Origin of the sequence: Algoriphagus sp. AGSA1 (assembly GCF_021390545.1) — a bacterium.
In the GTDB taxonomy this organism is placed as follows: domain Bacteria; phylum Bacteroidota; class Bacteroidia; order Cytophagales; family Cyclobacteriaceae; genus Algoriphagus.
Genome location: NZ_JAJUWR010000001.1, coordinates 204476 through 218491, shown reverse-complemented (window position 1 = coordinate 218491; position 14016 = coordinate 204476). Strand labels below are relative to the sequence as shown.

The 14016-nt window shown below is 42.6% G+C and carries 13 protein-coding genes; 5 read left to right on the top strand and 8 right to left on the bottom strand.

The genetic code is table 11. The features are described from left to right. The gene (locus LZF95_RS00800) at positions 1–924 is read left to right on the top strand and encodes a DUF6089 family protein (RefSeq protein WP_233753082.1); all 924 of its coding nucleotides are present in this window, start codon (positions 1–3) and stop codon (positions 922–924) included. 182 nt (positions 925–1106) lie between these two features. Here the strand turns inward: LZF95_RS00800 and LZF95_RS00795 are convergent, their stop codons facing one another. Next, entirely contained in the window at positions 1107–1592 is a 486-nt protein-coding gene (locus LZF95_RS00795) for a GNAT family N-acetyltransferase (protein ID WP_233753081.1), read from the bottom strand. A 77-nt stretch (positions 1593–1669) separates the two neighbouring features. Between LZF95_RS00795 and LZF95_RS00790 the strand changes: the two genes are divergently transcribed. Both LZF95_RS00790 and LZF95_RS00785 read left to right on the top strand, forming a co-directional pair. Continuing rightward, complete coding sequence (locus LZF95_RS00790) at positions 1670–2176, top strand: RidA family protein (RefSeq protein ID WP_233753080.1); 507 nt, start codon at positions 1670–1672, stop codon at positions 2174–2176. 160 nt (positions 2177–2336) lie between these two features. Continuing rightward, positions 2337–2960 carry an HPP family protein gene (locus LZF95_RS00785; protein ID WP_233753079.1) on the top strand — a complete coding sequence of 208 codons (624 nt, stop codon included), beginning with the start codon at positions 2337–2339 and terminating at the stop codon, positions 2958–2960. A 36-nt stretch (positions 2961–2996) separates the two neighbouring features. Here the strand turns inward: LZF95_RS00785 and LZF95_RS00780 are convergent, their stop codons facing one another. The 5 genes from LZF95_RS00780 to LZF95_RS00760 form a co-directional block, all read right to left on the bottom strand. Further along, on the bottom strand, positions 2997–5204 hold the full coding sequence (locus tag LZF95_RS00780) for a S41 family peptidase (RefSeq protein ID WP_233753078.1): 2208 nt from the start codon (positions 5202–5204) through the stop codon (positions 2997–2999). Between the two features lie 53 nt (positions 5205–5257). Beyond that, positions 5258–5947, bottom strand: coding sequence for a hypothetical protein (locus tag LZF95_RS00775; protein ID WP_233753077.1), 690 nt, complete (start codon positions 5945–5947; stop codon positions 5258–5260). A gap of 71 nt (positions 5948–6018) precedes the next feature. Then, a complete protein-coding gene (locus LZF95_RS00770) occupies positions 6019–6402 on the bottom strand; it encodes a GntR family transcriptional regulator (RefSeq protein WP_233753076.1) in 384 nt (127 codons plus the stop codon). 1 nt (position 6403) lies between these two features. Next, positions 6404–7228, bottom strand: coding sequence for a hypothetical protein (locus LZF95_RS00765; protein ID WP_233753075.1), 825 nt, complete (start codon positions 7226–7228; stop codon positions 6404–6406). Further along, positions 7225–8082 carry an ABC transporter ATP-binding protein gene (locus LZF95_RS00760; RefSeq protein WP_233753074.1) on the bottom strand — a complete coding sequence of 286 codons (858 nt, stop codon included), beginning with the start codon at positions 8080–8082 and terminating at the stop codon, positions 7225–7227. Before LZF95_RS00760 ends, LZF95_RS00765 begins: the two co-directional genes overlap by 4 nt. A 99-nt stretch (positions 8083–8181) precedes the next feature. Between LZF95_RS00760 and LZF95_RS00755 the strand changes: the two genes are divergently transcribed. Continuing rightward, entirely contained in the window at positions 8182–8715 is a 534-nt protein-coding gene (locus LZF95_RS00755) for a GNAT family N-acetyltransferase (RefSeq protein WP_233753073.1), read from the top strand. A 255-nt stretch (positions 8716–8970) separates the two neighbouring features. Here LZF95_RS00755 and LZF95_RS00750 read toward each other — a convergent pair whose 3' ends face one another. Further along, complete coding sequence (locus LZF95_RS00750; protein ID WP_233753072.1) at positions 8971–9789, bottom strand: ferritin-like domain-containing protein; 819 nt, start codon at positions 9787–9789, stop codon at positions 8971–8973. A gap of 26 nt (positions 9790–9815) precedes the next feature. Continuing rightward, a complete protein-coding gene (locus tag LZF95_RS00745) occupies positions 9816–10517 on the bottom strand; it encodes a ferritin-like domain-containing protein (RefSeq protein WP_233753071.1) in 702 nt (233 codons plus the stop codon). 672 nt (positions 10518–11189) lie between these two features. Between LZF95_RS00745 and LZF95_RS00740 the strand changes: the two genes are divergently transcribed. Next, the gene (locus tag LZF95_RS00740; protein ID WP_233753070.1) at positions 11190–14006 is read left to right on the top strand and encodes a PVC-type heme-binding CxxCH protein; all 2817 of its coding nucleotides are present in this window, start codon (positions 11190–11192) and stop codon (positions 14004–14006) included. Positions 14007–14016: the final 10 nt, after the last annotated feature.

The window sequence follows — 14016 nt, the reverse complement described above, 5'->3', positions numbered from 1 at the left end:
ATGAACAAATACATATTTATCGTTTTATTTTTTTCAAGCACCCTGGCCTACTCCCAGAGTTTCTATAGATACAAGTTCGAGGAGCCTTGGTCTTTTTCTGCCAGTGCCGGAGCCACGCAATATTTTGGGGAATTGTACTCTTTTTGGAAGTATAGTGAAGGCATACAGCCTGACTGGAATGCCAATATTGCCGCCCATTATACATTTGGCACCCACCTGCGCGCCAGAATGGATTTCTCTTATATTAAAATGTCCGGCTCAGATCCTCCTTCTGATCCAAGAGCCTTCCGTACCCCTAGAAATTTGAATTTCAGGGCACAGAACTGGGAAGCCACTGCCATGGTAGAATATTATCTCTTTCCGGTAAAACTCCCAAATATCCACCGCTCGCTCTGGAACCCCTACATCTTTGCCGGCCTTGGACTATCTACCAACAACCCCGAGACCCAACTGGATGGGCGATGGGTAGATCTGCGCCCGTTGCAACTTGAAAACAACCCATACGAGCGATACATCATCACTTTTCCCATGGGCCTGGGACTGAAATACAAGATCAACGTCTATATGGATCTATTTCTGGAAGGTAACTACAGGTTCACACTCACAGACTACCTAGATGATATTTCGGCGTACAATATCAGTGAATTTTATCTGGATCTAGTGGATGATTATGTGACTGGAGACAATCCTGATCGCCTGAGATTGGCGGTCAGAAACCCCGGTTTCTTGGACGATAACGGACTTCCTGACATAGAAAAAATCCTGAACAGCCGAGGAAGAATCCGTAGAGGGTCGGGGCTGGACCATCGATACGATGGCTATATGACAGTAAATCTAGGAGTGGAGATATACCTTTCACCGGATATCTGGGACAACTTCTTCTTCCGTAACCGTGTGAATGAAAAAGCGTTCCGGTTCTGGTAAAACCGAATTTGAGATTTCATTTTATGATTATCCGCAACGATGCCAGTAAATATATTTTCATTGCTCAGCCATCCGGATGACCGATGACCGAAATAGCCACAATTCTAATGTTGCCCAATAACTCAAATGCTTCAATGTCTTTACTGGCAGAAAAGCGGATTTACATATTTCAGTTTAGAAATTCAAAGTACCAACTCCATTTTAGTATCACAGCGGCAATACTTTCCCTCTTCCAGATCAGCTGGCCTGAACCCCAATTTTTGATAGATTTTTAAGGCTGCAGAAAGTTTGGAATGGGTATAAAGTACCACTTTCTTTCCCCCCATTTCTTTTGCTTTTGCCAAAATAGCCTTTGCCAAAACCATCCCTATACCTTTGCCTTGGGCACTGTTGATTACACCCATTTTGATCAACTCAAATTCCGTGTCCGAAACTTTATGCAACCCCACTGTACCTACGATTTCTTCTCCTAGTTTGGCATAGATAATCGTCCCCCCTGGCTTGATTATAGTATCATCGGGATTGTCCAGCTGTGCAATGTCAAAAGACTCCATGGAAAAGTATTGCTCTACCCATGCTTGATTGATGGACTTAAAAAATGGGTTCAAAGCAGATGAATAGGGTAAAATCTGGATGTTTTCCATGATGTTTTCCATGATGTTTTCCATAATATGAATTTTCAAAGCTACAGATGACCAAAAGTAAAAAGTTTCCCTTAGCTTAGAAACACAAAAAAACACCAGGTATGAACTTCTTTAAACCATTCCTTTTAATCCCCTTATTTCTTTGTTCCTTTTACACGCTAGCCCAAACTCCTGAACAACGTCTGGAAGAACTGGGATTGACGCTTCCTGAAGTCGGAATCCCCATCGCTAACTATGTAAAATGGAAACAGGTAGATAATATGCTTTATTTATCAGGTACTGGAACTGATGTAATCGGGAAAGTCGGTGCGGAACTCACGGTAGAAGAAGGCTATCAGGCTGCCCGGGAAACCGGCTTGCAAATTATTGCCGTGCTCCAAGCTGCAACAGGTGACCTGAGTAAGGTCAAGCAGTTTGTGAAAGTATTGGGAATGGTCAATTCTGATCCTGACTTCTCCAAGCAACCTGCCGTGATCAATGGATTTTCCGACTTGATGGTGGAGGTTTTTGGAGAAAAAGGCAAGCATGCACGCTCAGCTGTCGGTGTAGCGGCCTTGCCCAATAATATGGCAGTAGAGATCGAAGTGATCGTGGAGTTGATTGAATGATTGAAAATTTAAAAACTATTCACTTTTCCCGGATTTTCTATAAGATCCCCTCAATTCTACCGTAGTTTTGCCTAAAATCACCGCCAAGAATCGATGAAATTTGATTTTTTGAGTGATTTTCGCCACAAATTACAAAAATGGATTTTCAGATTTTATCGGAATGAAAAAGCAAATCCAGCGGGGGATCCGGGTTTCACGCTACGTTTTTTATAAGGAAACCCTTATTGATGCCAAAGAACATTTCTGGTCTTTTATAGGTGCTTTTGCAGGAATTGGCTTGATCACATACTTTCACAGCAGCAGTTTGTCTAATCATGAAAACCTCTTCCTGATCGGTTCATTTGGTGCTTCCAGTGTATTGGTTTATGGTCTGATTGGAAGCCCATTGGCACAGCCAAGAAACCTCGTGGGCGGTCACGTAGTTTCAGCGCTGGTTGGAGTTACAGTCAATCTGCTACTTCCTCATACATTATGGCTTGCCGCCCCCTTGGCAGTGGCGCTGTCTATAGTTTTGATGCAGATGACACGTACACTCCATCCTCCAGGCGGGGCTACAGCACTAATAGCAGTGATTGGGTCTGAAAAAGTAAAAGCCTTGGGATACATGTATGTGCTCTCCCCTGTTTTGACAGGTTCTTTGATATTGCTGCTGGTTGCCTTGATATTCAATAATATGACTTCGAATAGGAAATATCCTTCTCAGCGGCCATTTAAGAGAACTTGGAAAGTGCTACGAAAGAAAAGAAGGATGAGGAAAAAACATGGTGAAATATCAAGCACCTAAGTTTTTGTTGGACACAAGTTATTCCACTACAAATCTTCAATCTCGAAGTAGTATTTCTATCGCCTTTTCCATTAACTCATCCCTGCCTTCCCTAATCCCTTCAATAGTAGGCTCGACAATAATATCTGGTACAATCCCAACCCGCTGGGTTTCCTCCCCATTGGGATAATAAATCCCAAGACCAGAGATTGACGTCTGAAGTCCACCCGGAAGTAAAATTGTGGACACATTACCGTCTGCACCTGCAGTGGTACTCCCGATAATAGTGGTATTATCCCCAGCCCTGAAAGCCATGGCAGTATATTCTGCCTGACTTTGGGAAAGTTCATTTACCAGTACGACCAACTTGCCTTGATATGTATCTCCACTTGTTGGTAATGTAAACGCATCAGAAAGATTAAACTCCCCGGGATTGTTAATATTTCCGCCAGTGAATTTGACGAAGGGTGAAGGTTCAGATAAAAAGTATGAGCCTAAACTGAAGACAACGAAGGTTGATGGATAATTGCGTATGTCAATAATAATCCCCCTGGTGTCTCTAAATTCTTCTTTTATTTGAGAAATATCCTCCTCCTTAATAGTCTGTAAGGTGACATAACCAATATTGTTGTCCAGCATCTTAAAAGACTTGGCATTACTCGGCCTATACCATCTATATACCCCTAGGCTATCCTGAGGATATAATTTTAGTGTCTTTGTTTGCTCAGCAGAGGAGCCGGAAATATAGGATATCTCAATCTCATTCAAATTTGAACGTAAAATGTCCGAAGAAATATCTCTCAATTGTGTAGGCACATTAGATGCGGGATAATATCTGGATTCTTCCTTTATTATTTCCTCTATACTTTGCCCATTTATCTTGGTAATTATATCACCAATTTCCAACCCTATATCTTTTTTGAGATCAGCTTTGTAATAGTCTATGACAACTAGTTTGTCTTCTATGAAACGAACGTGAACCGGTGGATAATTCCTTCCTTTCCACTCATCAATTTTATCCCCTCCGCGCCATAAATTAGCGTGCGTATCCTGAATATCACCTATGATCTGCAGAGTTGCCAATTCATACTCCAGTTCATTTTCTGCATTTAGAAAAAACGGGATATACTCTTTAATAGCGGTGTCCCAGCTTTTGTCCATTAGATGTTTATACGGGAAAAAGTAGTGGATCATATTCCAATATCTAAAAAGTGACAATAATCTAAATCCAGCATCAGGATATGACATGCTTGGATAAGAACTTTCATTATTAAATTCAGGATTCCCAACGCCCACTGCCATTTTAATGTAATAATGACTTCCTTGGCTTCGATGGTTATAAAGTGTCCTCAATTTATCCCGTAAATCTTCATCTTGATTTTCAATCCATGTGAAATCAGGTTTGATATAGGCGTTTTGATCGGTAGGCTTGCAGCTTGCGCACTTTTCCAGCTGACCTAAAGCATCTATCCAATTAATGATGAGACGATCTCTTTCCTCTGCATCAGTAGCTTCCAGATATTTTGGAAGAAACCGAAACAATTCATAATCCCAGTTATAATTGCCCTTTGCTATTTCAGGATGATGATATTTCAAAAAGCCCCAAACTCTTCCTAGAAGCTCTAAATCAGAAATATTTTCAGCTGTTAATTCTCCAAACTCAATACCTGAGCCCTGATCAAATTCATGATCCAGACTTGCTTTGGTGACTTCTCTTCTAACCTCTGGAAGTGTCTGAATATCCTCTCCATCAATACTCACAACAAAATCATCAAACCAAACCTCACCATTCCCAGCAAGTATTCCTCCTAAAAATATATTCTCAGCTTGTTCAGGATAAGGCAGGGTAATACTGTATTTCTGCCAATCTTTTGTTCCCGAAATATTTTGGTTTTGCATATTGTCAAAAGCCAAAGAACTACCGCCACCATCAATTCGGAGCATCAGTCCCGCAAATCCATTTTCAACCTCTTTGATCTTCATATAGCCCTCAAGCTTGATGGTATTCCCTTTGTATTTTGCTGGGATTTTATAAACAATACTTCCAAAAGCGCCCCCTGCTTCACTTGAAGCTATTTTTCCTGCTTTCTTCCCTGAGTAAGCAATAGAATCCGTACTCAATGTATATTCTCCCCACTTAAACCAACCAGTTGAAAGGACATTTCCCTCAACTTGATTCTCAAACCCAAGATTGAATTTATCTGCCTCCTGAGCATAGCAATTCAGAGATATTAGTAGAAACAGCAGTACAAAAATATTTTTCATAACTAGTTAATTAAAAATTTAAAAACTGAACACCTCCTAAAACTAAACATATTTTACTTAAGTATAACCTTTCCGCCATCTGAAGTTTTCACATCCAATTGGCCAACTTTAACGGAAATATGCAACTCAGAATCTCCTGTCAGCTCTCCAGAAATCCTTCCAATATCGCCTGAAAGTTCACATACCTTATCTTTCAGGTTCATTTTAAACCCCTTAATATCAGTAAAAATAAGACTAGACTCATCGGGAAAACCCAGATAGAAAAAGGAAAAATCGGACTCCCGGGAAAGCAACACCTCACTCCCATCAGTATAGACCCTGAGGGAATCCTGATGGAAAGCTCCCAGCTCAAGTGCTTTAGAATCAGTAACCACCAATCCTTGTAGACCTGCTACTTCCAACCTAAAGTCCCCATTGCTTGGCCTTGGTAGATTCTGGATGAAAAGCGTATCATTTAGGATAGTATATTCCTTCACAACTTCAGGCGCAGGCTGAATCACATCAGCTCCGAAATATTCGTTAAAATGCAATTGATTAACATCTCCCTGGGTTACATTCAAGCCCTCAGTCTGATTTAAAACTACTACCGAGAACGGCTCTAATGTTTCTGATTTCGTCACTACTCTACGAACACCCGGTCTGTTTTCCAGATCAGCAAATTGATGGGAAATCAACAGTGAAGCCACGATACTCAGCCAAGCGAAAGCCAAAAAGGAAACAATGATTTTATTACTGGTTTTCATGTGTTTATATTTTTTTTTTAATGGTCACATGGAATCTCGCTGGGATGATAATCATCCTAGTCCGTGTCTTTTTAGTCAGGCTTGATTTCATGGTCGTTGGATTGAATGGTTTGGATTAGGATTTGCAGATCCTTGGAATTGAGTTTAAGTACTTCTATCTGATGTAGAATAGCAGGAAGTTCATCCTTCAAAAACGTCTGTTTTTGCATGTGAAGCAGATTCTGCTTCGCATCAGCGGCGACGAAAAAACCTATTCCCCGCTTGTTTTCTATGATTCCCTCCTCCTCCATCAGCGCATAGCTTCGCATGACTGTATTGCGGTTTACCTCCATATCCACAGCCAGCTCCCGTACCGAAGGGATCTTCTCCCCGGCCGTGATTTTCCCCTGAAGTATCTGGTCAGCCACCCAATCCCGGATCTGGAGGAAGATGTTCTTTGTTTCGCTGAATTCCATCTTAAACCTCCCGCTCTTTGAGTTTGAGATAGGGCAACAATAATGTCAGTAACAAGGCTGGCCAAACCAAAATTGATGAAATAAATATCAATAAGGGTACACCATCCATTACCTCCGGATTATCAATTCGGATAGAATAATTACCACCTGCGCCAAATGGGCTGGCATTTACAAGCCAACTCAACCCATAATAACTTCCTAAAAACAACGCAAGTATTATTGCGACAGCAAGTGGCATCTTAATAAAATTCCATTTACCAAATAATATCCCACCCATAAACATGAGTGTAGGAATTGAAAAGGTTAATCCAAAAATGACCCAGTATACCATTTCCATATCTGTGCTTGGAATCCAGTACAAATACAAAACCTCTACCTTTTCAATCTCAGGAAGTGCTGTGTTTTCTAGAAGCGAATGCTGAATGAAATAATATACATCAACTGACAAATTTGTGCCAAGCCAAAAGACAATAGGATAAAGAATTAAAGGTAAAACCAATCGCATACAAACCTGAATGAGATATTTTTCTATGGTGCTTGCTGGAAGGGTCAAGTAGCGTATGGATGTATTTTTCTCCCTCATCTCAACAAAACTTTGACTTATTCCAAGCACAGAAAGAAATATAAAACCATTAAAAAAGATCGAGTTATAATCTACTGAACGCCATAGAAATCCAGAATATTGATTAAACCAAACTGTTAAAAACACTCCAAATGATAGTAAGAAAGTTCCAATTGTACCCATCAGATAAAACTTATTCTGAAATGCCCACTCATGTCGCAACAAGTTTTGAAGACGATGAAAATTTATTGAATTACTTCTCATAGCATTTCAGATTTTTGGTGTTGAAAAATTATATGATCATCCAGACCTTTATTTATAGCCGCGTTGAAAATCAGCTCCAGCTGTATGGAGGTCTGTGCTTCATTATCCATTCTTGATCTGATGAACTGATATCCTGTCCCAGATTTCTCCACATACAGCGCATCTGCTGGGGCATTTGTCGCTGAACCGAACTGCAGGTGATCCGACAAGTCCAATAAATCAGCATCCAGTTGTATCTTACCATGGTGTAAAATCGCCACCCGATCAATCAGTTTCTCCACATCCGTCACCAGATGTGTGGAGATGACCATGGTTTGATCTTCATGGAGATTGCCGGCCACTATTTTTCTGAAGGCACTTTTAGAGGGGATGTCCAACCCATTGGTAGGCTCATCGAAAAAAAGAAATCGACAATTGGTACTTAGCCCAAAGGACAAAAACACTTTTTTCCGCTCTCCAAGTGAGAGATTATGCAACTTGGTATTTTTCTCCAAGCCAAAATCATTTAAAATCTGGTCAAACCGCGATGAATCAAACTTTGGATAAAAGGCACCCATTACTTTCTCGTAAGTGGCTATTCGCATTGACCCAGAATAGGCCATATCATCCGTAAGCAAAAAAACATCTTCCAGAAAGGTCGGTTTCCTGTCTTTAGGGATCCAAGAATCGACTTGGATGGATCCGCTTTTAGGAAAAAGCAATCCTGTAAGCAAATGCAGTAGAGTGGATTTCCCAGATCCGTTTTTCCCAAGTAGTCCTACCACCGACCCCTTCGGGACTGACCAATTCAAACCATCAAATAAGCTCTTCGACTGGTGGTAGGAAAAATCTAAATCTTCAATAGAAATTATCATATCGTCATACTGTCATAGTGTATTATGACACTAAACTACAAATGAAATTTCTAAATCCAACTTTTATGCGAAAAATTATCCAAACTTCTAAATTCGGATATGGATTCACCTTACCTATTTCATAGCCAAAGACTTGGTTTTCGTACCTGGCTCCCTTCCGATCTCAAGCAATTTTCAGCCATGAACGCTGACCCTGAGACGATGTATTATTTCCAAAAGCCGTATTCCACCAAGGAATCTCTGGCAATGATGAAGCGCATGAATGCGCTCTACAAAGAGCGGGGTCATTGTTACTTTGCTGTTGACCTCTTGGAAAGCGGGGATTTTGTAGGGATGATTGGACTAGGGACTAAGACATTTCCAGCCCATTTTACACCATGTGTGGATATTGGATGGAGGATTCAAAAAAAGTATTGGAATCAGGGAATAGCGTCGGAAGGAGCAGCCAAATGCCTGGAATTCGCCAAGAATCTGAATGTGCTCCAGGTTTATGCGTTGGCTTCTTCCCGAAATGCTGCCTCCATCCGCGTGATGCAAAAAATAGGAATGGAATACGAATGCGACTTCGAGCACCCTGACTTAAAAGATCATCCAAGGTTGCAGCCCTGCATCTTATATAAAATTGGGCTTTGACTACTAAATCGTCGGTGAACTTTTCCAAAGTTCAAAACTTTGGAAAAGTTTGTAACTTATGTAAAACATGAATTTTTGGGCAAGGACATTCTGAAACTTCAGGCAAAAAATCCAGCTTCTCGAAAGGCAGGACAACGGTAAAACAAACTGCGACCTCTGCGAGACCTCCGTGTCCCCTGCGGTTAAAACAAAAAAAGATGCCACTCCCAGACGGAAGTGACATCAAACCACTCAACCCCAACTAATAACCGATCTTTATGCGAGGAAAAGCGAAGCTATTCCAAGCACCGCATCTTTGCTAAGTGGCTCATCCCAGCCTTCTGATACTGCACCTGCATCTATACCCGTAAGATCAACGACATTTACACCCCCATGTGTGAGGTTGTCTTCACCGGCATAGATAGCCTGTGTCACGGCTGGAAGACTACCGATGGAAGCATTGGTTATCCATCCTTTGACATCATCCTGTCCTTTTTTAGTTCTCATTCTTCTCACCATAGAAGCATGTCTAGCCTCCACTGAGTGAATAGAAAGTGCGGCAGTCAATACCACATCATTTTCCATGACATTTCCCGCCTGCCCTTTATAAGCCCTCACTCCGGTATCTTCAAATGCTTGCGAAAGAGCCAAAAATGTAGGATAATCATCAAATGGCATAAAATTACCTCCTGCGGTAAAGTCAAAATCAGGCTCAGGGACAGGAGTTCCCATCAATACATTGGCGATCACTTCATTCAGGAAGTCCACATGTGCCAACTCGTGATCTCTGATTTTGGTGAAAATCGCCAAATCAGCATTATCGATCACTCCTGCTTCGATACCCATCTGATAATATCTATACTCAAGGTGCTCCAAGGTCAATGCAAAATTCAATACCTCAATCAAGCTAGCGGTATCAGCTTTAGCTACTTTCGGCAAGGCAGAAAGAATACCCAATGGTACTGCGGCCATAGCTACTTTTTTACTCATATCCCCAAACTGGCGGAAGGCCTCTCTTCTGGAGAAAAACATATCTTTTCCTTCCGGACTATTCGTATCCGGGCACATTTTATCTAATAATTTCAGTAAGTTCATGTCTTGTGTTGTTTTAAAGTGGTGGATTAAGAAGGCAATTGGCTAAAGTCAATCGGTGTGGTAACGAATGAACTGGCAGCGGTAAGTACCTCAGTGAAATTCAGTGTGCGCTCAAGTCCATTTGCGTCGATCAGATCATCTCCTGCAAAATCTGTGGAACCGGGATTAATCAAATCCCTGACAGCAGCTGCATGCCTAGCCTCCACGGAGACAATTTTTCCAGCAATTAGAAGCAAATCACCGCTCTCCAAAAATTGCCCCGCTCCATTGTAGGCTGCCACTCCCAAATCTTCAAAGGTCTTGGCCGCTGCCAAAACGGATGATCTACTACTAAAATCAACCGAACTAAAATCAAACTCCAATTCAGCAATCGCCGCATCACCTAATGCTGCCTTGAAAAACTCCCGGTGTGCCCGCTCATGCTTTTCCAAATCACCCATGATGGTTTTTTCCTCTGCGCTGGCATTGGCAAAATAACTTCCCTGCATCACCGCGGCATAGTAAGCTGCTTCCAATTGCTCCAGGGCATAGGCGTAATTCAATATCCCTGTGTCACCGGAACCTAGATTTACGCCATCACCCATCATCGGCGGATCCATATCTTCTACATCTTTGCAGCCGACTAAGATCAATCCTGCTGCGGCCACTGAAAGTGAGCCTGTTTTTAAAAACTGCCTGCGGTTGGCATTCTTGACCAATCCCTGAGGCTTGAATAGTTCATTTTTCATTTTTCTGATTGTTTAGGTTAATAATCCGGTTATGGTTTTTCATTTAAAAGAAATAGTTGCCTGTTCTCAAAAACCCCATTTCAGGCAACTTGTAAAGAATTACGAAGGGTATAGCCTAACTGGATTGTGCCCTCCCCAAACTTTTTTGAGATAAATCAAAATGTATTGACTCTTCATAACCTTAATCCTAAATTTTCAACCTGGAAAATGCGGTTTAAGTACTTCTAAAAGCACTTTTAGCCTCAGTTCGATTTATGCAATTCAATCGAAAGTGGTTATAACGTCATCGGTAGCCCTTTAGGGTAGATTGTGTGTCGGAAAGGGCGCGGCAATCTTGCTATACGAGGACTGCTGCGGCTTCCTCCCCACAAATCCCCGGCTAAGCCCCGCAGTGACGGTTTTAACTCGAACTCAGGTTTTTAGAAAAAAATCAAACTTGAAAGAGACTGTTAATTTTATTTCACACTCCGACAACCACAGCCAAAAACTTTCACTTAAAGGCAAGAAAATGGGCCATCAAACGATAATGAGTCTTTAGGGTCCGAAATAAGTAGTCCATATTACTATGCAGAATGTACCGCTTAAGAAAATTTATATTGAATAACTGCCTCAAAAGGAATAGATTAAAGGCAGATTCAATAATCCAACAATTATCAATTAACCCAAAACCGCATGAACAAAAGCTGGATACCTTTCGCTTTTTGCGTGATTATTTACGCTTTTTCGCAATCCAACACGGCCTATTCGGCCAGTACACCAATCCCGGCTACTGAAATTGAATTCCAACTCCAAGCTACTATGCTTGGCTATTTTGCTCCTGATGGCACCAGAAACCCCACGTTAAAAGCAAGAAAAGGAGATAGAGTGACTATCACTATTACCAATGGAGAAACCATGACACATGATATCGCCATGGAGAAGTTGGGGATCAAAAGTGAAACTATTCTGGAAGAAGGATCTACGACCAGCATCACTTTTATAGCCGCAAGCGATGACACGTATTATTGCTCGATTCCCGGTCACAGAGCTGCGGGAATGGTTGGGGAATTTATACTGATCGAGGGAAATGAAGAAGAAACCAACGTAAAAGGAACAACACCTCACAAAGACGGAAAGCCCCTCAACCTAAATTTCGAAACGGGTACTCTTGAAGACTGGACAGCTTTAGGTGATGCATTTGCAAACCCGATTATCAATACTGACCCTTCGCCCCTGCACGCAAAGGAGGATAAAATAAATTTTGAGGGAAAAAACTTTGTGAGTAGTGGCGGAACAGTGAATTACAAACAGACGGGGACACTCACTTCAGTTCCCTTTGAGGTGTCCCAGCCTTATGCTAGTTTCATGGTGTCGGGAGGAGCTTTGGCAGACACTCGGGTGGAAGTTGTTTTGGCTGAATCTGAAGAAGTAATCTATACTTCCACAGGACAAGGCAGGGCAACCCTTCAGCCGGTAGTGGTGGATCTAACTGCCTTCTTATCCCAATTCATTTTCATCCGAATCATCGACAATGAAACCGGGATTTCTGAAATCCCATACGTAGCTCATGACACCTGGGCACACATCAATTTTGACAATTTTGAGTTTCATTCAAATCGCCCTTCCTTCTCCAACGAACTAAAGCCGGAAGATATCATCATCTTGCCTCCTTTGGATCCGGTGTTGAATTCTGGGCTTTCTGGGATAGAAGCTGCAAAAGCTATGACCCCACCGGAAGGTTTTAAAATAACTTTGGCCGCTGCAGAACCTGATGTGATCCGACCGATCAGTTTTACGCTGGATTATCGGGGGAGGCTTTGGGTAGTCGAGGGACACACCTACCCTACTCCGGCTCCAGAAGGTGAAGGAAAAGACAGAATCCTGATTTTTGAGGACACGGATGGAGACGGTATGTTGGATTCCCGAAAGGTATTTGCCGAAGGACTTAATCTGGTCAGCGGAATCGAAGTCGGAATGGGTGGTGTCTGGCTGGGGGCGGCTCCTTATTTGCTATTTATCCCAGCTGATTTTGAAAATGATAGAGCCAGCGGTCCGCCAGTCAAACTACTGGATGGCTGGGGCACTGATGATACCCACGAAGTACTGAACAATCTCCGCTGGGGGCCGGACGGTTGGTTATATGGCACGCATGGCGTTTTCACCCATTCCAATGTGGGCAAGCCTGGAGCTCCGGATTCTGAGCGCACAAAGATCAATGCCGGCGTATGGCGCTATCACCCGACACGGCATGAATTTGAGGTTTTTGCTGAAGGAAGCAGCAATCCCTGGGGAATAGATTTCAACAGCAAAGGCCACCCATTTATCACGGTCTGCGTAATCCCACACTTATATCATGTCATCCAGGGCGCCCGCTATCAAAGACAGGCCGGAGAACATTTTAATCCCTACACCTACGATGACATCAAAACCATTGCGGATCATGTGCATTGGGTCGGAGATCGCGGCCCACATGCGGGCAACTTCAGGTCTGCTTCCGCTGGTGGCGGACATGCTCATGCAGGTGCCATGATCTACCTAGGAGGTGATACTTGGCCGGAGAAATACCGTGACAACATTTTCATGAATAACATCAATGGTTCCCGCCTGAACATTGACCAGCTTAAACGGGAAGGCTCAGGCTATGTGGCCGAGCATCAAAATGACTTTATGGCCATGAATGATTCCTGGTCGCAATGGCTCAATTTCAAATATGGCCCGGATGGCTCCGTATTCGCTATTGATTGGTACGATCAAAACCAATGTCACAGCCCAAATCCTGATGTGCATGACAAGTCGTTGGGAAGGATTTTCAAGATTTCCCACGAAGATGATCAATGGATTCAGATAGACTTATCCAAATCGAGTAGCGTGGAACTAGCGAACTACCAAACCCATAAAAACGAATGGTATGCAAGACAGGCAAGAACCATCTTACAGGAGCGGGGTGCAACTCCAGAGACCCATAAGGTTCTGAAAGAGATTCTGACCAACAACCAAAAAACTTCAAATCGCTTAAGGGCACTTTGGACACTGCACGTAACGAATGGGCTGTCGGAAGATGAACTAAGATTACTGATGGCAGATCCCGATGAAAACCTGAGAAGCTGGGCCATCCAACTAGAAACAGAAGACAAAACCGTATCAACGGAAACCTTGAAGCAATTCACGGCACTTGCAAAAAATGACGAATCCGCTCTGGTTCGGCTGTACCTGACTTCTGCCATGCTTCGCTTGGCACCTGAAACACGCTGGGAAGTAATGGAGGCTTTGGTACAACGATCCGAAGATCTGGATGATCACAACCTGCCACTCCTGCTTTGGTATGCGGTAGAGCCCTTGGTTGACTTGGATGCAGAGCGGGCTGTAGGGTTGGCTGAAAAAGCTAAAAATCCTCTCATTTTGGAATATACGCTGAGGAAACTTGAAGAGTTAAACACTGCAGAAGCATCCGCCGCCTTTCAAAAACATAGAAATTCCCTAGCAAAATCAGAATCCCACAGTAATCATTAAACGGAAAAGC